The sequence below is a fragment of the Bradyrhizobium cosmicum genome, assembly GCF_007290395.2.
In the GTDB taxonomy this organism is placed as follows: domain Bacteria; phylum Pseudomonadota; class Alphaproteobacteria; order Rhizobiales; family Xanthobacteraceae; genus Bradyrhizobium; species Bradyrhizobium cosmicum.
The window spans coordinates 1-22,171 of record NZ_CP041656.2 but is presented as its reverse complement, the minus strand read 5'-3'; the positions used below and the strand labels follow the sequence as shown (position 1 = coordinate 22,171).

General features: G+C 64.6%; 16 protein-coding genes. 3 read left to right on the top strand and 13 right to left on the bottom strand.

What is annotated here, in order from left to right:
* Nucleotides 1-24 precede the first annotated feature (24 nt).
* Nucleotides 25-1,494 (top strand): serine hydrolase domain-containing protein, encoded by a 1,470-nt coding sequence (locus FNV92_RS00080; protein WP_143842707.1) that lies wholly within the window; start codon nt 25-27, stop codon nt 1,492-1,494.
* A 96-nt stretch (nt 1,495-1,590) separates the two neighbouring features.
* On the opposite strand, the gene FNV92_RS00075 is transcribed toward FNV92_RS00080, so the two are convergent.
* Nucleotides 1,591-2,958: an MmgE/PrpD family protein gene (locus FNV92_RS00075; RefSeq protein ID WP_143842708.1), complete on the bottom strand. Its 1,368-nt coding sequence runs from the start codon at nt 2,956-2,958 to the stop codon at nt 1,591-1,593.
* 118 nt (nt 2,959-3,076) lie between these two features.
* On the opposite strand from FNV92_RS00075, the gene FNV92_RS00070 reads away from it, so the two are divergent.
* Entirely contained in the window at nt 3,077-4,192 is a 1,116-nt protein-coding gene (locus tag FNV92_RS00070; protein ID WP_143842709.1) for an FUSC family protein, read from the top strand.
* A gap of 1 nt (nt 4,193) precedes the next feature.
* Here the strand turns inward: FNV92_RS00070 and FNV92_RS00065 are convergent, their stop codons facing one another.
* The 6 genes from FNV92_RS00065 to FNV92_RS00040 form a co-directional block, all read right to left on the bottom strand.
* Nucleotides 4,194-4,844, bottom strand: coding sequence for a 2-hydroxychromene-2-carboxylate isomerase (locus FNV92_RS00065; RefSeq protein WP_143842710.1), 651 nt, complete (start codon nt 4,842-4,844; stop codon nt 4,194-4,196).
* Nucleotides 4,841-5,329 carry a DUF2867 domain-containing protein gene (locus FNV92_RS00060; protein ID WP_143842711.1) on the bottom strand — a complete coding sequence of 163 codons (489 nt, stop codon included), beginning with the start codon at nt 5,327-5,329 and terminating at the stop codon, nt 4,841-4,843. Before FNV92_RS00060 ends, FNV92_RS00065 begins: the two co-directional genes overlap by 4 nt.
* Nucleotides 5,326-6,720, bottom strand: coding sequence for an MATE family efflux transporter (locus FNV92_RS00055; protein WP_143842712.1), 1,395 nt, complete (start codon nt 6,718-6,720; stop codon nt 5,326-5,328). The genes FNV92_RS00060 and FNV92_RS00055 overlap by 4 nt, the downstream gene beginning before the upstream one ends.
* A 204-nt stretch (nt 6,721-6,924) precedes the next feature.
* Complete coding sequence (gene murA / locus FNV92_RS00050; RefSeq protein WP_014438654.1) at nt 6,925-8,220, bottom strand: UDP-N-acetylglucosamine 1-carboxyvinyltransferase; 1,296 nt, start codon at nt 8,218-8,220, stop codon at nt 6,925-6,927.
* Between the two features lie 113 nt (nt 8,221-8,333).
* Nucleotides 8,334-8,801 (bottom strand): hypothetical protein, encoded by a 468-nt coding sequence (locus tag FNV92_RS00045; protein WP_143842713.1) that lies wholly within the window; start codon nt 8,799-8,801, stop codon nt 8,334-8,336.
* A gap of 1,122 nt (nt 8,802-9,923) precedes the next feature.
* The gene (locus tag FNV92_RS00040; protein ID WP_143842714.1) at nt 9,924-10,556 is read right to left on the bottom strand and encodes a M48 family metalloprotease; all 633 of its coding nucleotides are present in this window, start codon (nt 10,554-10,556) and stop codon (nt 9,924-9,926) included.
* A gap of 125 nt (nt 10,557-10,681) precedes the next feature.
* Here FNV92_RS00040 and FNV92_RS00035 point away from each other — a divergent pair, with 125 nt between their 5' ends.
* Nucleotides 10,682-11,083: a hypothetical protein gene (locus tag FNV92_RS00035; protein ID WP_143842715.1), complete on the top strand. Its 402-nt coding sequence runs from the start codon at nt 10,682-10,684 to the stop codon at nt 11,081-11,083.
* A 1,194-nt stretch (nt 11,084-12,277) separates the two neighbouring features.
* On the opposite strand, the gene gyrB is transcribed toward FNV92_RS00035, so the two are convergent.
* From gyrB to dnaA, 6 genes are all read right to left on the bottom strand, one after another.
* Nucleotides 12,278-14,713, bottom strand: a complete 2,436-nt coding sequence (gyrB, locus tag FNV92_RS00030) for a DNA topoisomerase (ATP-hydrolyzing) subunit B (protein WP_143842716.1) — start codon at nt 14,711-14,713, stop codon at nt 12,278-12,280.
* A 281-nt stretch (nt 14,714-14,994) separates the two neighbouring features.
* Entirely contained in the window at nt 14,995-17,166 is a 2,172-nt protein-coding gene (locus FNV92_RS00025; protein ID WP_143842717.1) for a hypothetical protein, read from the bottom strand.
* A gap of 109 nt (nt 17,167-17,275) precedes the next feature.
* Nucleotides 17,276-18,019 carry a hypothetical protein gene (locus FNV92_RS00020; protein WP_168213411.1) on the bottom strand — a complete coding sequence of 248 codons (744 nt, stop codon included), beginning with the start codon at nt 18,017-18,019 and terminating at the stop codon, nt 17,276-17,278.
* A gap of 103 nt (nt 18,020-18,122) precedes the next feature.
* Nucleotides 18,123-19,262: a DNA replication/repair protein RecF gene (recF, locus tag FNV92_RS00015; protein ID WP_143842719.1), complete on the bottom strand. Its 1,140-nt coding sequence runs from the start codon at nt 19,260-19,262 to the stop codon at nt 18,123-18,125.
* A 108-nt stretch (nt 19,263-19,370) separates the two neighbouring features.
* Complete coding sequence (gene dnaN / locus FNV92_RS00010) at nt 19,371-20,489, bottom strand: DNA polymerase III subunit beta (RefSeq protein WP_143842720.1); 1,119 nt, start codon at nt 20,487-20,489, stop codon at nt 19,371-19,373.
* Between the two features lie 269 nt (nt 20,490-20,758).
* Nucleotides 20,759-22,171: a chromosomal replication initiator protein DnaA gene (dnaA, locus tag FNV92_RS00005; RefSeq protein ID WP_014438647.1), complete on the bottom strand. Its 1,413-nt coding sequence runs from the start codon at nt 22,169-22,171 to the stop codon at nt 20,759-20,761.

Below are 22,171 nucleotides of genomic sequence, written 5' to 3'. Positions count from 1 at the left end.
TCGCCCCGAAGCCGGAGAAACCCCGTGACCCGCCGCAGCAAGATCATCCTCCTCGCCACCACCATTGCCTGTGCAGGCCTCGCGCTCGGCGCGGCGCGGGCCCGCGACGTACCCAAGGTCGCCACCGGCTTCATCGCCGACATCCTCTGCTCGGAAACCTTCGTCTCGGGTTTCGATGCCAGGCGGAACCTCGCCGAGACCACCGATGCGATGCCGGGCACCGGTCTGCTCACCTGGGCGATGGACTTTCACGTCGACCGCGTCCGCAAGGATGTCACGGTGACGCTGCTCGGCATCGGTCGCAGCCATGCCGTCTATCGTGAGGGGCTCGGCTGCACGCTCGATCATGGCGCCGATATCGCCGACGTCGCACTGCCGCCGGACGACAAACAGCCGGCGTTGCTCCCCGAGATCGCCGGCCCTTCGATTGTGCCGCCTCAAAGCGAGGCGCTGTCGGCCGCGCTCGACCGCGCTTTCACCGAACCTGCGCAGCCGCCCTATCGCCGCACCCGCGCGATCGTCGTCATGAAGGCTGGCCGCATCATCGCAGAACGCTATGCCGACGGCATCGGACCAGAGACGCCGCTGCTCGGCTTCTCCATGACGAAATCCGTAATCTCGGCACTGACGGGCATTCTCGTGCGCCAGGGCAAGCTCAGGCTCGACGGGCCTGCGCCGGTCGCGGCCTGGCAGGACCAGAATGATCCGCGCCACGCCATCACCGTCGACCAGCTGCTGCGCCACACCGCTGGCCTTACGCTTGGAAGCTCGTTGCAGGCCTCGCTCGGCTCCGCCTTCGAGCCGGTCAATCGCATGAAATTCGTCGAAGGCGACATGGCGGCCTATGCCGCGAGCATGCCGCTTTCCACCGCGCCTGGCACGGTCTGGAACTACCACGACGGCAACACCATCATGCTCGCGCATCTAATCCGCAACGCCGCGGGCGGCCATCCTGCGGATGCGCTGCGCTTCGCGCGCCGCGAACTGTTCGCCCCGCTCGGCATGCGCCATGTCACGCTGCAGCTCGACGGCGCCGGCACCATCGAAGGCTCCAGCGAGATGCTCGCATCGGCGCGCGACTGGGCGCGGTTCGGCCAGCTCTATCTCAACGACGGCGTCGCCGGCGGCAAGCGCATTCTCCCCGAAGGCTGGGTGAACTACTCGGCAACGGCGACGCCGAATGCCTGGGTCGGCATCGGCGCCGGTTTCTGGACCAACCAGGGCGACAGTTTTGGCGCGACCCTCCGCATCAAGCACGGTTGGCCGCGCGATGCCTTCTTCGCCAAGGGCACGATCGGGCAGTACACGATCGTGATCCCGTCGGAGAAGCTTGTCATCGTGCGAATGGGCCGCTCGCCGAACGGGCCGCCGGAAGCAGATGGCGTGTTCGATCTGGTGCGCGACGTGGTGGCGGCGACGGGCGCCGCTTCTTCTCCCTCGCCCCGCTTGCGGGGAGAGGGTTGGGGTGAGGGGGAGTCTCCGCAAGGGAAATGAGAGTTGGATTCGCGGAGAGTCCCCCTCACCCGGAATCCGCGCTTCGCGCGCATTCCGGCCTCTCCCCGCAAGCGGGGAGAGGCGAAGAGACGTCTCCTACCGTCCCAATTCCGTCGCCTTCGCCACGCGATCGAACCGCTCCAGCGTCATGATGGCATCGGCAAACTTCTCCGCGCGCGCGTTCAGCACCGGGCGGGCCAGCGTCAGAAACTTCTGCTGCATCGCCTGCGCGTCTGGGAATGAATTGGGCTCTCCGGATGGATCGGCGTAGAGCCGCTCATGCACGCCGTCATCGGTGGTGATGCTGACGCGCGCGCCGAACGGATGGGTCCGGCCGACCTCGAGGCGGTCGTCCTGCACCACGTCGAACTTGTCGGCGAGCGCGTCGATCGCGGCGTCCCCGAGCCGGTTGTAATCGTCCCAGCCGAACGAGCCCTGGTCGAGCGCGAGCGCGCCGGTGAAGAACATCGAGAACTGGCCCCCGACGATCGAGGTGGGATGGCGCTTGGTCGCGGCATCGCCGGTCAGCGTGATGCCGTTGCGGTGCAGGCCGATCTCGACGCGCTTGACCTGGTCGGGTGTCAGATTGTGCTCGCGGCGCATCGCGATCAGCGCGTCGATCGCGGCGTGGGTGTAGCGGCAGCTCGGATATGGCTTCACGCCGATCTTCATCGTCTCATACGTCGTGCCGAGCCCGGCGACCGCCTTGTCCGGATGCGGATCGTCGGTGTAGCCGGCGAGCAGGCCGTGCTTGCCTTCGACCGATTCGGCCGAGCCGACGAAATCGTTACGCGCCAGCGTCGCGGCGATCACGCCGTTCATCGCGGCGGCGCCGACCTGGTAGCGCTTGTTCCAGGCGCCGTTGACCAGGAATTGCAGCGAGCCCGCGGCCTGGCTGCCGGAGACGCCGAAGGCGGCGATGATCTGCTGCTCGGAGAGGCCGAACAGCTTGGCTGCGGCGGCGGCCGCGCCATAGGTGCCGGCGGTGGCGGTCGGGTGGAAGCCGCGCGCATAATGCGAGGTCGGATCGAGCGCGTTGCCGAGCCGGCAGCAGACTTCATAGCCCGCCACAATCGCGGTCAGCACGTCGCGGCCGGAAGCGCCGACCATCTCGCCGACGGCGAAGGCGGCCGGGACCACCGGGGCGCTCGGATGCAGCGAGGAATCGGCATGGGTGTCGTCGAAATCGAGCGAATGGCCGAGCGCGCCGTTGAGCAGCGCCGCGACCGCCGGGGTCCAGGTCTTGGTGTCGCCGAACACGGTGGATTCGCCCTTGGTGTCGAGCGCGAGCGCCTCCAGCATCTTCAGGATCGACGGAGTCGATTCCGCCTCGGACCGGGCCCGGATGGCGCTGCCGAGGAAATCCAGCGTCAACACCTTTGCGCGATCCAGCACCTCCGCTGGAATATCGTCAAATTTCAGATCGAAGACGTAGGCGGCGAGCGTTGCGGTTTCGTGGGCCATCGTGTTTCCTCGTTTTGGCGCGCAAGTTAGGCGGGCTGATTTGGCCTTTCAAGCGGCCTTGGGGCCGCGGGCATCAGCCATGCTTTTGCCTGGCTCGAGAAGATCGGAACGTTTGACCATGGCATTGGCGGGAAAGCTGTTCGACCGGATCCGGTCGCGGCGGACGCAATTGGGACTGGCGATCCGGGTCACCGTGGCCGCCACCGCGGCCTATGCCATCGCCACCGCGCTGCATCTGCTGTTGCCGCTCTGGGCGGTCCTGACCTCGCTCATCGTGACCCAGATGAGCGTCGGCCGCTCGCTGAAGGCGACGCGCGACTATTTGCTCGGCACCATCGGTGGCGCCATCTATGGCGGCGCCATCGCGATCCTGATTCCTTATTCGAGCGAGGCTGGCCTGCTCGGCCTGCTGGTGCTCTCGGTCGCCCCGCTGGCCTTCATCGCCGCGATCAATCCGAGCCTTAGCGCGGCCACGGTGACGGCGGTGATCGTGCTGCTGGTTCCGACCATGCATCACTCCGATCCCATGACCTCGGCGATCGACCGGGTCAGCGAGGTCGGGGTCGGCGCCGTCACGGGGCTGCTCGTCTCGTTCCTGGTGCTGCCTTCGCGCGCGGTGCGGCAGATCCGCGCCGCTGCGGCAAAGCTGCTCGAGCTGATTGCGGATGCGTTAACCGAGCTGCTCGCCGGCCTGACGCGCGGCCGCGACAACGACGCGCTGCACCGGATCCAGGACGGCATCGGCACGGCGATGGTCGGGCTCAATGCGATCGGCGCCGAGGCCGAGCGCGAGCGCGCCGCGCGTCTGTCGGGCGGGCCCGATACCGGCCCGCTGTTGCGCACGGTCCTGCGCCTGCGCCATGACGTCGTGATGATCGGCCGTGCCACCGTTGTACCGCTGCCTGTCGATGTGCAGATGCGGCTCGCAGCTCCCCTGGCGGAGGTCTCGACCGTGATCGCGCGCTTCCTGCGATCGGCCGCCGCGGCGTTGCGCGAGGGCGCCGGCGCGCCGCCGATCCATCCCGTCCACGTCGCGCTCCAGCATTATGCCGAGGCGGTCGCCGCCGTGCGTCAGGACGGACTGATCCGCGGCCAGCCCGGCGACACCGCCGAGCGCTTCTTCGCGATCGGCTTCTCGCTGGAGCAGATGCACCAGAATCTCTGCGATCTCGACCGCGTCGTCGGCGAATGGTCGGAGGCGGCGGCGGATGGTCCGGTGCGCAAGGGTGTGTGAACTACCGCTTCGTCAGGCCCTTGCTTTGCATACGCCAGACCAGGAGATCGATGCGGTCCTGGCCGAAGAACGGCTCGTTCTCGAATACGAAAGTCGGCACGCCCCAATGGCCTGATGCCGCGTGGTCCTTTTCGTTCTCCGCGATCACCTGCTCGTAGCGATCGGCGTCAGCTTTGATCGCATCATCCATCGCGGCGAGGTCGAAGCCGGCCTTTCCGGCGGCGCGGGCGAGGTGATCGCCCTCGTTCCATCCCGCCACCGAGCCGTCCCAGAGCACGGGCGCTATCGCGGCTGTGAAATCGAGCGAGCGGCCCTCGAGCTGCGCCATGGCGCCGAGCCGGGTCAGGCGGTGGATGTAGGGCTGCTCGGCCGCGACATCGAGCGTCACCTTGTCCTGCACGATCGGATCGGGCCTCGGAAAGCGGAACGGAATGCCCTCGTGCTGCGCCACGCGCGTGCTGTCGAGCACCACATAGCGAATGAAGTTCGGGCTGGCCTTCTTGAAGAAACCGGGCACGCGGACCGCGAGCGGATAGACCGGCCGCAGATTCACCGCGAGGTCATAGTCTTCGACGAGCTTCAGCGTCTTTGGCAGCGCCAGATAGCTGAACGGGCTGCGGAATGAGAAGAAGAGGTCGACGGAGAGCGTCATCGGGCCGGCTCCGCGATGCGTCCCATCATGCTGCGGACCACGAGCTTGTGGAAGGGCATGATGAGCGTGAGATAGCTGCGTCCGAGCAGATTATGCGTCCGCACCAGCGTGGTCGAGGTCACCCGGCGGTCCGCCGCCGTGCCCGCGACATCGACCACGATGCGGAAATCGAGGTGGGAATCGTCAAAGCCCGCGACCAGCCTTTCCGGCGTCTCGCTCAGCACCGGAAACAGGCCGATCAGTCCGCCCGGCGCCGGCGCGCCTTCGCCCGATGTCTTCAAGCCGAATGGCGTCACCAGAATGTTGCGCAGGCGTATCAGCGCATCGATCCAGCGTGGTCCGTGCAGCACCATCCTCGTGCAGGCCTCGCGCGCATTCACTGCTGCCGTACCGATCTCGACGCGAAACGCGTCGATGAACTGCGCGCCTGCCAGCACGGCACCGGCATCGACCTCAGGCGTGACTTCGTGGACTGTCCCGATCATGCCGCCAATCTGCGCGTCAGCAACCGGAAGCGCAAGATCAGAAGGCCGGCATAGACGAACGATCCGATCGACAGCCCGATCCAGACGCCGACCGCGCCGAGATGGGCGTGGAAGGCAAGCCACCAGGCGATGGGAAAGCCGACGCACCAATAGCCGATCGCCGCGAACACCAGCGTCATCCTGGTGTCATTGATGCCGCGCAGGGCGCCGCCCATGATGGTCTGGAGCGCATCGGCGATGAAGAAGGTCGCGCCGACCAGCAGCAGCGTCGCTGTCAGCTCGACCGTTGCCGCCCCGGTCTCGCCGTGGCCGAAAAACAGCCGCCCGAGCTCGTAGCGGCCGAGGATGATGGCGACGGTCAGCGCGGAGACGCACGCGATCCCGAGCACGGAAGCAACCAGGCCGGCGCGGCGCACCGCGGCCGGGTCGTTGCGGCCGAACGCGTGGCCGACCCGCACCGTCGCGGCCATGCCGATGCCGAGCGGGACCATGAACAGCACGGCCGTGACCTGGAGCGCGATCTGGTGCGCGGCGAGCGCCGCTGTCGAGATCAATCCCATCAGCAGTGCGGCCGACGAGAACAGGCCGTATTCCAGCAGCAGGGAAAACGAGATTGGCGCTCCGATCGCGATGAGCCGCCGCATCAGCGGCCAGTCGATCCGCCACAGGCGTGCAAGCGGCTGGTAATCGGCAAACGGTTTTCGCCATGCGGCGATGGCCAGCGCAGCGAGAAAGGTGCCGAGATTGACCAGCGTGGTCGCCAGCCCCGCGCCGAACAGGCCGAGCTCCGGGAGGCCGAACAGGCCATGGATCAGGGCATAGACCAGCGCGGCATTGACGGGGATCGCCGCGAGCGTGATCCACAGCGGCGCCTGCGGCCGGTTCACCGCGCTCATCATGCTGCGCAGCGCGATGAAGCCGAGTGCCGGCGCGATGCCCCAGGCCAGTCCGTTCAGATAGCGCTGGGCGAGTGCGGCCGACTGCGGCGCCTGGCCGAGCGCAAGCAGGATCCTTTCGCCGTAGAGCGGCGAAGCCATCATCGGCATCGAGATGAGGAGCGAGACCCACAGGCCGACGCGCAAGGCGTGTCGAAGCCGCTTGACGTCGCCCGCGCCGAACGCCTGTGCGGCCAGCGGCGATACCGCGGTCACCAGCCCGAGCCCGAAGGTGAAGCTGACGAAATAGACCGTATGGGCCAGCGCGGCTGCCGCGACCGCGTCCTCACCGAGCCTGCCGATCATCGCGAGGTCGGTCGTGATCATCGCGATCTGTCCGAGCTGCGTCAGCATCATCGGCACGGCCAGCCGCAGCGTCTCGACGAATTCTTCGGCGAGATGATTCGGCGGCGCGCCGGCTTGCGGCTGCGGTTGATGTCGGGCGGTGTCGAGCATGGCGGGCTCATTAGCACGGCCGCGCGACGAAAACATGGCCCGTGCTTCTTCTCCCTCTCCCCGCTTGCGGGGAGAGGGTCGGGGTGAGGGGGAGTCTCCGCGGGGGAGGTGAGAGTTGGACTCGCGGAGAGTCCCCCTCACCCGGAATGCATCTGCGATACATTCCGGCCTCTCCCCGCAAGCGAGGAGAGGCGAAGAAGAGCCTCAGCTCTTCCTTTCCGGCACGCGCTTGATTTTGGCACCCAGCGCATTCAGCCGCTCCTCGATGCGCTCGTAGCCGCGCTCGATTTGGTCGGCGTTGTTGATCGTGGAGGTGCCCTCGGCGCAGACCGCGGCGAGCAGCATCGCCATGCCGGCGCGAATGTCGGGCGAGGTCATCGTCGCGCCGTGCAGGCGGCTGGGGCCGGCGATGATGGCACGGTGCGGATCGCACAGCACGATTCGTGCGCCCATCGCGATCAGCTTGTCGACGAAGAACATCCGCGATTCGAACATCTTCTCGAACATCAGGATCACGCCCTCGCATTGCGTGGCGGTGACGATCGCGATCGACATCAGGTCGGCCGGGAAGGCGGGCCAGGGCTGGTCTTCCAGCTTCGGCACGTGGCCGCCAAAATCGTCCTGGATCTTCATCGTCTGGTTGGAGGGCACGATGAGATCGTCGCCCTCGATGCGGCAGACGATGCCGAGCCGCTCGAAGCCCATGCGGATCGAGCGCAGATGCTCGACGCCGGCGCGCACGATGCGCAAGGGAGAGCGCGTCACGGCGGCAAGGCCGATCAGCGAGCCGACCTCGATATGATCGGGCTGGATCCTGTAGGTCGTGCCGCCCAGCGTCGCGGGTCCATGCACGATCATGGTGTTGGTGCCGATGCCCTCGATCCTGGCGCCGAGCGCGACCAGGAAATTGGCGAGGTCCTGCACATGCGGCTCGGAGGCGGCGTTGCGCAAATACGTGGTGCCTTCGGCCGCCACGGCTGCGACGAGCGCGTTTTCGGTCGCGGTGACGCTGGGCTCGTCCAGGAACACGTCGGCGCCGGTGAGTTTCGAAGCGCGGAATTCGAGCCGGTCGGTCGCCGTGACCTTGGCCCCCAGCTGTTCGAGCGCGAGCACGTGCGTGTCGAGGCGGCGGCGGCCGATGACGTCGCCGCCGGGCGGCGGCAGCATCACCTCGCCGCAGCGGGCGAGCAGCGGGCCGGCGAGCAGGATCGAGGCGCGGATGCGCACGCAGAGCTCGGGATCGAGGTCGGCGGCGCGAATGCTCTTGGCGTGGATCTGAAGCGTATTGCGCGCGGTCCATTCCGCCGCCGCGCCGACCGAGCGGATCAGCTCGACCAGCGTCTCGGTGTCGCGGATCCGCGGCACGTTCTCCAGTGTCACCGGATGCTCGGTGAGCAAGGCAGCGGCGATGATCGGCAGCGCCGAATTCTTGTTGCCGGACGGCTCGATCGAGCCCGAGAGCCGGTGACCGCCCTCGACGATGTACTGGATGGGCGCCACAGGGGTCTCGCTGTTCTGTTGGTGGGCGGTTTCGGGCGGAAACTACAGAGATTTGAGCGCGGTAGCAATTGTGCTGGCCGTGGTCAAAGCCGGCCCGTCAGGCTCGGAGGAGTCTAGAACAGCCCGATGACATTCCCCACCACATAGAGGATCGCGATCAGGATCAGCGCGCCGATCATGACGAACGAAATTTCGATTGCGATGGCGCCGGTGCCGAGCGTGGCGGCGACGGCGGCGAGGAGGCGCTCTTCGCGGAAAATCAGCGAGAGCACCGAGAGCAGGATGGCGAGCAGGCCGAGCGAGATCGCGGCGGCTGAAGCTGTTTCGCTCCAGCTTCGTCCCGCCGATTTCTCGACCTTGGGCGCCTGATACTCCACGCCCTTCACGCGGGCGATCACGCGGTCCTTGATGCGGTGCCCGGTGTCGACGATCACCTGGTCCGCCGGCGGCGGCGGAAACACCATCGGCACGACCCAGTGAGGCAGCACGGCCGCCATCAGCGCCAGCACGCCGACAAGGCTGCCGATGACGCCGAGGCGGCGGGATGGTCGGGCGGAGCTGGTGGCGACGGAGCTGGTCATGGCATGGCGTTTCCCGGCCCGGAATAGGCCAGCGGGTTCATGCCACTTCGTCGCGATAGTGGCGGGTGAGGTTCAGGTTAGGCATTCCCATAGCCTTATGCCCGCAACAAGCCCGGGCATGATGACCGTCCAAAGCTGTCCTCTCACAAACAAACCCCGACTCAGTCGCCCAAAAATGTTCAACGAAATCAACGGCGATTAAAACCGATCCAACATATCTGACGCTAACAACCTAAATCCCTGACTCACAAACCTCTCTCTAACGCACAAAACGTGAGTCTGCATCACGCGGCGCCATTTTCTGGTTGTATTGGTGGCAGACGGCGGCCGTTCCGGACGTTATTGGGTGCACTTGGAAGCACGGGCAATCGCTGCAAGACGCGCTGTCAGTGTTAGCGGATTCTGAGCCCGCAACTCGTTCGAATTGCACCTGCCGACCGATCGATACTTAAAACATAAACCAGCGTCTACGCCTCGCGGCTCAGCGCCCCGAACGACGTCTTGATAGTGTCTATGTTTGACTATCACCCTCTCACAAGCAGAATAGAACGCGCGAACGTCTCAATGGCCAGCGGTTCGATGATCGAGCGCACCGCTCTCAGCCAATCAGAGGCAGATGATGCTATATTTCATTCGGAGCCATCTAGAAATTTCTGCGGTATCGTGGGGTCCTCACGAGCGAGCTCGGTCTCAACAAGCAAGCCAAGAGCCTTTTCGTAAGTCGAAGACGAAGTGAAGGTTGGATCAGATTGGATTGCTGAATTGATGTCAATCCCAGGTATTTGAAGCGAGCCAGCTGCTATACTGTTAACAGCCCTTTCTTTTGCTCGTGCGATAAGCTCTTCTTTCAACTTGCGCTGTGCTTCTTCGCTTTGCTGGCTTTTATGACCCCTTTATCCTGGCCGTAATCTAAGTCGTGGGTGAACGCGGCAGGTCCGTATCCCAGATGCTTTCTGCGAGGGGCGGTTTCGTCCTTATCGAAGAGCGCAACAGTGGCCACTATCTCTTTAGCGAATGACTTCGGCTGGCTCAGTGAATTCTGAGCACTCGCTAGCTGCGGAGCAAGAAGTAAGGGCAGAAGCCTAAGGAGATTCGAATAAAGGTGTTTCATTGGGTAATACTTCAAATAGTGAGAATGTATGATTTTCCTTGTTCAATCGCCGACTTCACGTCGGTGCTTCCATTTTGACCGAACGCAAATCCCATTTCAGCCGCGGCTACCCGCTCTTTTGGCGTTCCGTGATGTTGTTCTTCGTTGAACTTGGTGTCACCAATCCTGTTAAACGTATCGCCACACGCCCACAAACTGACAGATGGGTTGTTGCGTTTGAGAAGGCCAAGGTACCAGCCGGACATATAGTCCGCATGGAGTTCGATCCTTCGTACCGTTTTCTCTGAACCACGAAGCTCCTTTTGCAAGCCTAAGTTGAATTGACAAATATGCCCGAATTCGTGTGCAATGATCGCGACGACAGAGAGGCCGCCATCAGAGTACCGCTTAAATTGATCCTGAAAGAGCGACTTGCCGAAGATCACTGAGCCCGCTGTTCCTGCTACCGTGCTATCGGGCGAAGCATAGGCATTGGGCCGCTGCCCGTCGGCGAAAAATGCAAAACTCGGGTTTACTTGAAATGTCTTTGCCATTCGTACGAGGGCTTTGCCGAGCGCTTTGTCGAGCTCCGGGTCTCCTGAGCTATCGGTGAGATCATCGCTGTTGGGGAGCGCTCCGAAATCTTTGTCCTGCACGCCAACCACGGTCCTCTCTCCGGGTAATAGCCAGCAACCCTCAATGTCATCAAGCTTTCGTGCCGCTGATTGTCTGCAACAAAAGCAGGCTATAGCGGCTCCAAATAATGCTCTGCGGGAAATAGTCATTTGTCTTGCTCGATCGCAATTCGGACTCGATTTCGTTTAGGGTCGGACTTGATATAGAACTCGACTCCATTGAACCTATGGGTGAAGTAATTTCCAGTATTCGAAAGATGGTACTGGAACGTCCCTTTTGGGTAGCAGTCTCTGATACCTTCGGCGAAGGTCTTGGCTTGCGACTCGGTATCGTCACTGAAATTCAACTGCCAGGTACAATTGAAGCTGCTGTCATCCTGATCGATGTAACATTGGGTGGCGCCGGGCAGAGTGACCTTGGACGTGTATCCTCCAAGTTCATCGTCAGCTCCGCGGAAAATCCTGAAATTCTTGTATGTCTCATTTGCCACCCGCGTGAGGGAAGCGCAGAATTCTTCGCCTATAGCAACACCTGTCGCAATCTGGAGGCTAGCTAAGCTCAGGGCGATTAGCTTGAACACCTTCATCATGGTTGAGGCCATACTGTGCCTGCCACATATCCAGGGGGCACGTTCACGTTGCAATAGCACCCACCACCAACAACACCTTGCTGGAACATTTGGCACCAGAAAGCTGGGGTTTGACAGATACTGCTCATCCTGATCTGCGGTGGCGGCAATTGTTGCGGCGGGCCCCCCCCAGTCTGAGTTGGTTGCTGTTTCGGGGGCTGCGGTGTTGGCGGGTTCTTCGAAGTGGAATCTCCGCACTCACCGAAATAGCAACCGTCCCCGCCGGTCGCAGCATTGCCCGGTGTGTAAGCGCCATATTTCCGGTCGCTCGGTTGCTTGGAATTTGGGCTGCCCGCGCCAGGCCACTGTGCCGCAGCCGAGGAAAGCGAGATGAGAAGAAGGAAAATTGGAAAAAGCGCTCTAAGTTGAAATTCGGTTGTCATGAGAAAAAATCCCTGCCAAACGTATCAAAATAATAAAACGTTAAGTTGTCAATATGAACTCTACTTAGGCGACACGCCTAAGTAGCTGTCCTTCAGTTTCCGGTTCGTCGGGTCTGGAGAGGAGAGCGTACTCGGTTACGCGCAGAGACGGGTGCCAGCTCGGATCGACATTGGCGTCGTGCACCCCGACAGCGCTGCCATCCACGCTGCGCACGAGCGAGTTAATCAGAGAACCCTCCTGTGTTGCGAAGTCTTCCGCACAAGAAGTCCTAAACAGAATAAGACGATCAATAGTCCAACTGAGGCAAACTGTAGTATTGGGCTAACACCGGGGTCGCGCGCAGCGGTCGGGACAGCCGAGCTTAGGGTCTGCTGTAGAGAGAAAGTCCCTTCAGACGTGTACCGAAATCGCAAAAGCCGCTGTATAGCGTTCACCAACCGCACAATTGCTCTCTAGTTGGAGATATTTGCTTTCTTCCAAAGTGGTTGGATGGGAGACGGCGGCGAAGATTGCCTTCGCCGCTGAACTCGGCCGCATAGCCCATAGCCATAGCCCGCGGGTCTGGGATACGATGGCCGGTAAATCGAGAGGATCAATTTGTAAGGCGCCGCGCTCAACCCAATCTGCCGAAAATCAACCCTCGGTAGCGATGATGTGAGTCAAGATTGTGCGCAAATCGAGTCTGGTACTGCCGCCGTATGGTCAAGAATATGCGTTACCCGACAAGAACCATCCGCCTCAGATATCGATCGTCGCGCTCAGCGAATGCTCCTGGATGAAGTCGCGGCGCGGCTCGACCACGTCGCCCATCAGCTTGGTGAAGATGTCGTCGGCCTCGTCGACCTCCTTGACCTTCACCTGGAGCAGCGAGCGCGCATTGATGTCCAGCGTCGTTTCCCAGAGCTGCTCCGGGTTCATCTCGCCCAGGCCTTTGTAGCGCTGCAGGGTGACGCCCTTGCGGCCGGCGTCGGTAATCGCTTCGAACAGGTCGACCGGGCCGTAGACCATGTGCTCGGCGTCCTTGCGGCGCAGCTTGCCCGGGCGGGCATAAACATCCTGGAGCTTCACCGTGTACTCGTCGAGCTTGCGGGCCTCGACCGAACCCAGGAAGGCGTCGTCGATGAGGGCGGCTTCCTTGACGCCGCGCACCGTGCGCTCGAACTGGAAGCCCTGGCCTTCGACGTATTGGCCGACCCAGCCGCGCTCGACCTCGTCGGCGAGCGTGTCGAGGCGGGCGGCGATGTATTGCGCGGCCGCCGCGGCTTTCTCCGGGTCGCCGTAGATTGCCTTGTTGAGCACGCCGGTGATGGCGGCCTGCTCGATCACCTTGCGATTGTAGCGGGTGTGCAGGCTGCGCAGGATGCCGCGGACGGCGCGGGCGTCGTCGATCAGCGAGCGCAGGTCGCGGCCGGTGCGATCGCCGCCGGTGCCGGGAATATAAACGCAGTCGTCGAGCCCGGTGTCGATCAGATAGTCTTCCAGCGCCCGCTCGTCTTTCAGATATTGCTCCGACTTGCCGCGGTTGACCTTATACAGCGGCGGCTGGGCGATATAGAGGTAGCCGCCGTCGATGATCTCGCGCATCTGCCGGTAGAAGAAGGTCAGCAGCAGCGTGCGGATGTGGGCGCCGTCGACGTCGGCGTCCGTCATCACGATGATCTTGTGATAGCGCAGCTTCTCGATCGAGAACTCGTCGCTGATGCCGGTGCCGAGCGCGGTGATGAGCGTGCCGATCTGCTCGCTGTGCAGCATCTTGTCGGGACGCACGCGTTCCACGTTGAGGATCTTGCCGCGCAGCGGCAGCACCGCCTGAAATTCACGGTTGCGGCCCTGCTTGGCACTGCCGCCTGCCGAGTCGCCCTCGACGATGAAGAGTTCGGACTTGGCCGGATCTTTTTCCTGGCAGTCGGCGAGCTTGCCGGGCAGCGACGAGACCGAGAGCGGGCTCTTGCGCGTCAGCTCGCGCGCCTTTCGCGCGGCTTCACGGGCAGCGGCGGCTTGGATCACCTTGCCGACGATCATCTTGGCCTCGGACGGGTGCTCCTCGAACCAGGCCTGGAGCGCCTCGTTGAGGACGTTCTCGACCACGGGCCGCACTTCCGAGGACACCAGCTTGTCCTTGGTCTGTGACGAGAATTTCGGATCGGGCACCTTCACCGACAGCACGGCGGTGAGGCCTTCGCGGCAGTCGTCGCCGGTCAGCGCGATCTTTTCCTTCTTGGCGTGGGCCTCGGCATAGCCGTTGACCTGACGCGTCAGCGCGCCGCGGAAGCCGGCGAGATGAGTGCCGCCGTCGCGTTGCGGGATGTTGTTGGTGAAGCACAGCACGTTTTCATGGTAGCTGTCGTTCCACCACAACGCGGCCTCGACGCCGATGCCGTTGGCTTCCGCGCGTACCATGATCGGCGCCGGCACGATCGCCTTCTTGTTGCGGTCGAGATATTTGACGAATTCCTCGACGCCGCCCGAATAGTGCATCTCCTCGCGCTTCTCGACCGCGTGACGCATGTCGGAGAGGGCGATGTTGACGCCGGAGTTGAGGAAGGCGAGCTCGCGCAGCCGGTGCTCCAGCGTCGCGAAATCATATTCGATGTTCTTGAAGGTCTCGGTCGAAGCCTGGAACGTCACCTCGGTGCCGCGCCGGCCCGGCGCATCTCCGACCACCACCAGCGGTGCAACCGCATCGCCATGGGCGAATTCGATGTAGTGCTCCTTGTTGTCGCGCCAGATGCGCAAGCCGAGCTTGCTCGACAGCGCGTTGACGACGGAGACGCCGACGCCGTGCAGACCGCCGGAGACCTTGTAGGAATTCTGGTCGAACTTTCCGCCGGCATGGAGCTGGGTCATGATGACCTCGGCGGCCGAGATGCCTTCGCCCTTGTGGATGTCGACGGGAATGCCGCGGCCGTCGTCGCGCACGGTGACGGAATTGTCGGCATTGAGGATCACGTCGACGCGCGTGGCGTGGCCCGCGAGCGCTTCGTCGATCGCGTTGTCGACGACCTCGTAGACCATGTGGTGCAGGCCGGAGCCGTCGTCGGTGTCGCCGATATACATGCCCGGGCGCTTGCGGACCGCGTCGAGACCCTTGAGCACGCGGATCGATTCCGCCCCGTAATCGCTTGGATTTGAGGGCTCGTTTTCGGCAGGCGTCTGCCGAGCAGGTTCTGTCATGAGAGGCCTTCGAGATGTCGCCCGAATCAGCCGCGCAAAAGGCGCTGATTTGCAGGCTATTTGTGCCATGAAAGACAGCTTGCGCCTAGCGCAAAGTATCCTCCAGCAACCCTTTGATCAAATAGGGGTTTTTTGCCGGTTTTCAAGGCGTTTGGAGGCCGTTTTTGGGCGCCGCGAAAAGCGCGATTCGCGGGGCTGTTCCGCCTCGCTCGAAGGCGTGGATTCTGCGGGGTGGGCGGATGGTTCCGAGGCGCCTGGAGCGCCTCGGAGGACGGACGGGTTCAGTACATCTGAAGCGGCAGGACGTCGCCGCTTGGACCCACCACGAGGCCCCAGGCATCGCCGGCGGCGACCGTGAGGGTCTCGGTACGGGCCGGGCGTCCGGGCATCCGCAGCGCATATTGGTAGGTGCCGGGCGGCAGGTCGAGCATCGGGCCCTTCGGCGATTGCGGACCGCCCGCGCCGGCCGCGATCTTGACGGTCTGCTTGTTGATCGTCAGCGCAGCTTCCTGCGGCCCGATATTGCCAAGCATCAGCCTGGCCTGGCCGGGCCTCGGCATGATGTCCGCCTTGGTCGCGGCATCCGGATTCTTCTGCACCAGGCTGACCGTGGTCTCGCCCTTGGCGCGGCCGAGCTTGAGCGTGGCCGGGCCTTGCGGCGAGGTGAAGTCGATCTGCGCGCGCTCCGTGGACACGGCCGCACCATCGGCTTTTTCCTGCCAGCCGAGCCTGGAAAGCTCCGAGCGGTAGAACGCCACGACGTCGCCGAGCGGCGCCGGGATGCTGGCTGCCAGCTCGCGGCGGAACGGAGTCTCGCTGCCTGGCAGTTTCGTGGTGGCAAGCGAGGTCGACGAGCGCTGTGTCGGCACGGGGAGTTGGGATTCGCTGTCGGGCTTGAGCGGCTCGGAGGACTTCGCCTCGGAAGATCCGGCCTGCACCTCCGCAGCGGCCATGGGCTTGGCGGCAGCCACCATAAGGCCGGAACCGTGGGCGCGGACATTCACCTTTGGGCCCATCTGCATCACGGTCATCGAGATCGTCTTGCCGCTCCTGGAAAACTCCATCATCGCCATGTTGGGCTGGTTGATGACGGAGGGCTGCTCTTTCCAGCCTGCGGGCTTCAGCGCCGCGCGATAGAACGCGGTGAGCGCCTTCACACTCGAGGTGGATGAGAATTCCAGCTGGCCGTCGTCGCCTTCGAACTTCACGCCCTCGGCGTTTTCGGGCAGCGGCACCGGCGTCTTGCTGTCGGCGAGCGGATTGAGCGGCGTATCGGACAGCGCCGCCGCCTGCACCTTGCGCCTTGCTTCGTCGGCGGCGATCATCTGCTTGGCGACGGACGTGGCATCGCTGAAGAATCTGTCGTCGGCCTCCTTCTTCGCCCTGGCTCGGGCGGCAAGCGCCGATTCCTTCACCTGCGCGGTCAGGCTGATCATGGTGAAATCGTATTTGCGGCCGAGCCGCAGCAAGCCGGTTTCTTCTGCCGTGGAGATCCTGATAGCCGCGTCGTCGCCGGGCGGGAGCGGCGCGTTTCCATCCTCCTGCCAGCCGCGTGCGGCGAGCTCGCGACGATAAAAGGCGAGTACGGCGGGCAGCTCGGCCGTCGCGGCGGCCGTCATCTCGCGCTTGTTCGAGCTGGCGCTGCCCACGCCCGCCGCCCGCCTGGTGAAGCTCGGCCGGGGCAGGCCGGCGATATCGCTGTCGGCCTTGAGATCGACGGGAAGCGCGAAGGGCGCGACCCGGATGTCGACATTGGTCCGGCCGTCGTCGCGGCGTGTCAGCGTCAGCATGACGGGCTTCTGCTTGTAGAAGCCGCCGGCCTCGTCGTCGGCATGGTCGTAGAACGCGCGCACGCCGTTCGGAACGGTCTCGTCAAGGCCGGCATTGGTCCAGCGTGCGGCCGCCTCGGGCGTGAGTTTCCGCCAGCCGATCGCATTCATCTGGCTGGTGTAGAAATCCGATGTCGCATCGAGCGCCGCAGGGGCGATGCAGCCGAGATAGGGCCGGGTGCCGTCGAACACGATGTCGCTGGCGCCTTCGGGAAAAGGTACATTCGAATAGATGCGGTCGGTCGTGTAGTTGACGACAGACTGGTCGGGCCGGCCGCGCGCCTGCGTCAAGTGAACCGAAAGGCCCTGCCGTCCCTTCTTGAATTTCAGCGTGCCGCTCGTCTCTTCCAGCGGCATCACATAGGGCACCCATCCGTCGGCGCTCAGGAGTTTTCGGACCGCGGGCAATGTCACTGCGGCCGGCGTCGGCACGCGATATTCGACCCGGTAGGGATCGGGACGCGAGGTGTCTTCCACCGCGCCCTCCAGCTGCGGCAGCGCGTGGACGTCGGCGATGCCTCCGTCCGCAGCTGCCGCGATCGAGCAGCTCGACATCAGGAAGAGGCCGCACACAAGCAGCCGCCAGCGTGCCGGGACTTGCGTCCCGCGCGGGATCATCGGCATCGTCAAAGCTCCTGGATTTTCGCGCGGGTCATCATCCCTCGCGCAATTGCGGGCCGCGGCATCGTCGGCGCGGCCTCGAACGAGAAGTCGCGGCAGAAACCCGTGAGGTTCAATACAGCTGGAGCGGCGACCATGCCTCGCCGCCGCGCCCGACCGTGAGCTCCCAGGTGTCGCCGGCGGCGAAGGTGAGGATGTTCGTCGTGACCGCATGGCCCGGCACGCTCAGTTCGTAGGTGTATTGACCGGGCGGCAGATCCAGCGCCACCGCGTTGGCGCCGCCCGCGCGCCGGATGGTGCGCTCGTGGATCGTGAGCACCGCTTCGGTCTCGCCGATATTGCTGAACACCACTTTGGCCTGGCCCGGCTCGGGCATGACGTTCGCCCTGGTCGCCGTATCGGCATTCTTCTGCACGAGATTGACCATTGTGCTGTTGTCCCTGCGGTGCAGCTCCAGTGCTGCCGGCCCCAGCGGGGAGGCGAAGGCGAGCTGCACGCGATCGGCGGCGATCACTGCGCCATCGGTCTTCTCCTGCCAGCCGAGCTTGCCGAGCTCGGTGCGGTAGAAGGCGAGCACGTCGCCAAGCCCGGCGGGCACGGTGGCGTCGAGCCTGGTGCGCAGCGGCGCCTCGAAGCCGCTCGCCTCCGTGGTGTGGATTCCTCTGTAGCTGTAACGGGTCGGCGCGGGCAGCCTGGCGTCGGGATCCGGCGTGAGCCCGGCCGAAAACAGCGCCGACAGATGCGGCACCCAGGCGCCGGCGCTGGCGGCGAGCGTGCAGCTCGCGAGCAGTGCCAGGCCGCACGCAAACGCCAGCCATCGTGCCGAGGCTTGCGCCCCGGGCGTTATCGTCCGCATCTCACTCTCCAGGGATATCGCGCGTCTTGTCATCGCGACTGCAGCGGCTGCGACAGCGTCGGCGCGGCCTCTGGCAACTAGTCGTGAGGAGAATGGGGCAGGTTCAAGGGCGGCGGTTGGAGACCCGTCCGCTCTCGACGTCAAAGATCTCGCCTCCGGCGCCGATCTCGGCGAAGGAGGCCGGGTCCGCGCCGGTCAGCCACACCTGCGCGCCGAGCTTGCGCAGCTCCTCGAACAGCGCGGCGCGCCGGTTCGGGTCGAGATGCGCAACGACCTCGTCGAGCAGCAGCAGCGGCACGATGCCGGTCATTTCCGCGACCAGCGTCGCATGCGCCAGCACGAGGCCGATCAGCAGCGCTTTCTGCTCGCCGGTCGAGGCATCGCGCGCCGGCATGCTCTTGGGTGCGTAGATCACCTGGAGGTCGGTGAGGTGCGGGCCGTCGGTGGTGCGGCCGGCGATCGCATCGCGCGGACGGTTGTCGCGCAGGATCTGGCGGTAGCGGTCCTCGACCGACGTCGCGGTCTCCTGAAGCAGCGCGTTCTCCATCCAGCCGTCGAGCGCGATCTGTGCCGACGGAAACGCGGAAGCCTGCGCGCGCGCATTGAGCATGCCGGTCAGCCGCGCCGCGGTCTGGCCACGCGTCGCGGCGACGGCGACCGCGAGCTCGGCGGTCTCGCGCTCGATTGCGTCACACCAATGATCGTCGTAATTGCGCGTCTCGAGCAGGCGGTTGCGCGAGCGCAGGGAGCGTTCGAGCGCGGAAATGCGGCTGGAATGCTCGCTGTCGATGGCGAGCACCAGGCGATCGAAGAAGCGCCGCCGTTCGGAGCCTGCGCCCATGAACAGCCCGTCCATCGCCGGCGTCAGCCACACCATGCGGATGTGGTCGCCGAAGGCGGTGGCCGAATTGACCGGCTCGCGGTCGATGCGGCAGCGCCGGCTGACCGCGCTATCCGCCCGCGGCGGATCGATGCCGGTGCCGAGCGTGGCCAGGCCCAATGCGCCCTCGACCTGCGCGGAGACCGCCCAGGAGCCGTCGCCCTGGTTGTCGGCGACGTCTTCCAGCGTGGCGCGCCGCAGGCCGCGGCCCGGCGACAGGAACGAGATCGCCTCGATGCAATTGGTCTTGCCCGCCCCGTTCGGCCCGACCAGCGCCACCATGTCAGCCGCCGTCTCGAGCCCCGCCGCCCGGTAATTGCGAAAATGCGTCAGCGTCAGGCGATGAATGCGGGAGGGGGTCATGTCACTCTGTCATTGCCGGGTGCCACGTTCTTGGGCTCCCAAGACGTTGATGGCCGGGACAAGCCCGGCCACGACGCATGTAGTCAATGCGTGGAGAGGCGGTAGGCCTCACACCCGCATCGGCATCAGCACGTACAGCGCGCTCTTGTCGTCGCGGTCCTGCACCAGGGTGGGCGAGCCGGGGTCGGCGAGCCTCAGCGTGGCGACGTCGCCTTCGATCTGGGCGGCGATGTCGAGCAGGTAGCGGGAGTTGAAGCCGATATCGAGGGCGTCGGAGGCGTATTCGACCTCGAGCTCTTCGGTGGCGCTGCCGGAATCCGGGTTGGTGACCGACAGCACCAGCTTGCCTGGCGAGAGCGACAGTTTCACCGCACGGCCGCGCTCGCTGGAGATCGTGGAAACGCGATCGACCGCATTCTCGAAATCCTTCTTGTCGACGACGAGCTCCTTGTCGTTGCCCTGCGGGATGACGCGGCCATAATCAGGGAAGGTGCCGTCGATCAGCTTCGAGGTCAGCACCACATTGCCGATGGTGAAGCGGATCTTGGCCTGCGACAGCTCGATCGTGACCTCGGCCTCGGCATCCTCGATCAGGCGCTGCACCTCGCCGACCGTCTTGCGTGGCACGATCACGCCCGGCATGCCGTCGGCGCCCTTGGGCTGGACCAGGTCGAGCTGGGCGAGGCGGTGGCCGTCGGTGGCCACGCCGCGCAGGGTCGCCGCCGTCGGCGTGCCCGCGGCGTGCAGATAGATGCCGTTGAGATAATAGCGCGTCTCTTCCGTCGAGATCGCGAACTGGGTGCGGTCGATCAGCCGCTTGACGTCCTTGGCGGCGAGGTTGAACGAATGCGACATGTCGCCGGCGGCGAGATCCGGGAAGTCATTCTCCGGCAGGGTCTGCAGCGTGAAGCGCGAGCGGCCGGCGCGGATCGCCAGCACGGCGCGGTCGCCGTCGGCCTCCAGCACGATCTGCGATCCGTCAGGCAGCTTGCGCACGATGTCGTAGAACATGTGCGCCGGCACGGTGGTGGAGCCTGCGGTCGCGGTCTCCGCAGGCAGCGTCTCCGTCACCTCGAGGTCGAGGTCGGTCGCCTTCAGCGACAGTTTTGCGTTCTCGGCGCGGACCAGCACGTTGCCGAGGATCGGGATCGTGTTCCGGCGCTCGACCACGCGGTGGACATGACCCAGCGACTTCAGGAGTTGCGCGCGCTCGACCGTAACTTTCATTGCACTACTCGCCCGATCCCCAAGAAAACCAGTGAAAACCCAGTGTTGGAAAAGCCGGGCGGCGGGACGCGCGCCACGGCACCGAAAGACCCCGACAGACCGGGGCATCCAGTCGATATGACCAAAGCCGTCAGGGTCGCGCAAGGTGGCGCGGAAAGCCATCCGTTTCAAGGGATTGCGGGGCAGTTCCCCACGATTTACCGGCAGAAATGAAGACCGCCGCCCAGGCATGGCCGGGGCGGCGGGAGAATGGCAACAGCACCAGGCGTTTATTCCTGAAGCTGGCGCTTCAGCGCCTCAACTTCGTCCGACAGGGCGGTGTCCTTGGAGACCAGTGCCTCGATCTTGCGCACGGCGTGCAGAACCGTGGTGTGGTCGCGCCCGCCGAAGCGGCGGCCGATCTCGGGGAGCGAACGCAGGGTCAGCGTCTTGGCGAGGTACATCGCCACCTGGCGCGGACGCACCACGTTGGCGGTGCGGCGCGAGGACAACAGGTCGGAGCGGCTGACATTATACTGCCGTGCCACCACGCGCTGGATGTCCTCGATCTTGATCCGCTTCGGCTCCTGCGGGCGGATCAGGTCGCGCACCTCGTGCTCGGCCATCTCCAGCGTCACCGGCCGGTTGTTGAGCTTCGAGTGCGCCAGCAGGCGGTTGATCGCGCCTTCCAGATCCCTGCCGTTATGGGTGATGGCGCGGGCCAGATAGGTCAGCACCTCCTCGGGCACCTCGAACGTCGCATGATGGGCGCGAGCGGCCGCGACGCGCGACTTGAGAATGCCGTGGCGCAGTTCTTCGCCGAGCGAGCCCATCTCGACCACGAGACCGCCGGCCAGTCGCGAGCGCACGCGATCGTCAAGGCTTTCGAGGTCGGACGGCGGACGGTCGGCCGCGATCACGACCTGGCGGCCGGCATCGATCAGCGCGTTCAGCGTGTGACAGAACTCGGCCTGCGTCGACTTGCCCTGCAGGAACTGCAGATCGTCGATGACGAGCACGTCGATGCCGCGCAGCGCTTCCTTGAAGGCGAGTGCCGTCTGCGTCTTCAGCGCGGCGACGAAGCCGTACATGAATTTTTCCGCGGTCAGGTACAGCACCTTGCGCTCGTTGCCGGAATTGCCGGCCCAGGTCACCGCCTGAAGCAGATGCGTCTTGCCGAGGCCGACGCCGGCATGGATGTAGAGCGGGTTGAACATGACCGGGTCGCCGCGACGGCCCTCGGCGACCTGGCGTGCCGCCGCATGTGCCAGCGTGTTGGAGCGGCCGACGACGAAGCTCGCGAAGGTCAGGCGCGGATCGAGCGGCGAGCCGCCGAGCGCGTCATGATTGGCGGAGACCGGTGCGGTCGCGGTCGAGCGCAGCTCGGCGGCGGGCGCACGGCGGGTCTCGACCGGCGCGGGCGCTTCCTTCGGCTGAGCGACGGGGCGCACCGCGGTACGAACGGTGAGATCGATGCGATGGACTTCGGGCATCTCGGCCTGCCAGCACGACAGCACGCGCTCGGCATAATGGGCCTGGATCCAGCTCTTCAGGAAGCGCGTGGGAACCGAGAGCCGCACGCTCTCCTCCTGCACGCCTTCCAGATCCATGCGGGCAAACCAGCTCGTATAGACGTCTTCGCCGACGTTCGAGCGCAGCCGGCTCTTCACGCGTGACCAGCGATCCTGTTCCGATGTGTTCAT

What these genes read in the sequence shown, in the direction of transcription:
- FNV92_RS00075 (WP_143842708.1), bottom strand. Translation starts at nt 2,958, where the DNA reads ATGGCCCACGAAACCGCAACGCTCGCCGCCTACGTCTTCGATCTGAAA.
- FNV92_RS00070 (WP_143842709.1), top strand. Translation starts at nt 3,077, where the DNA reads ATGGCATTGGCGGGAAAGCTGTTCGACCGGATCCGGTCGCGGCGGACG.
- FNV92_RS00065 (WP_143842710.1), bottom strand. Translation starts at nt 4,844, where the DNA reads ATGACGCTCTCCGTCGACCTCTTCTTCTCATTCCGCAGCCCGTTCAGC.
- FNV92_RS00060 (WP_143842711.1), bottom strand. Translation starts at nt 5,329, where the DNA reads ATGATCGGGACAGTCCACGAAGTCACGCCTGAGGTCGATGCCGGTGCC.
- FNV92_RS00055 (WP_143842712.1), bottom strand. Translation starts at nt 6,720, where the DNA reads ATGCTCGACACCGCCCGACATCAACCGCAGCCGCAAGCCGGCGCGCCG.
- FNV92_RS00045 (WP_143842713.1), bottom strand. Translation starts at nt 8,801, where the DNA reads ATGACCAGCTCCGTCGCCACCAGCTCCGCCCGACCATCCCGCCGCCTC.
- gyrB (WP_143842716.1), bottom strand. Translation starts at nt 14,713, where the DNA reads ATGACAGAACCTGCTCGGCAGACGCCTGCCGAAAACGAGCCCTCAAAT.
- FNV92_RS00025 (WP_143842717.1), bottom strand. Translation starts at nt 17,166, where the DNA reads ATGCCGATGATCCCGCGCGGGACGCAAGTCCCGGCACGCTGGCGGCTG.
- FNV92_RS00020 (WP_168213411.1), bottom strand. Translation starts at nt 18,019, where the DNA reads ATGCGGACGATAACGCCCGGGGCGCAAGCCTCGGCACGATGGCTGGCG.
- recF (WP_143842719.1), bottom strand. Translation starts at nt 19,262, where the DNA reads ATGACCCCCTCCCGCATTCATCGCCTGACGCTGACGCATTTTCGCAAT.
- dnaN (WP_143842720.1), bottom strand. Translation starts at nt 20,489, where the DNA reads ATGAAAGTTACGGTCGAGCGCGCGCAACTCCTGAAGTCGCTGGGTCAT.
- dnaA (WP_014438647.1), bottom strand. Translation starts at nt 22,171, where the DNA reads ATGAACACATCGGAACAGGATCGCTGGTCACGCGTGAAGAGCCGGCTG.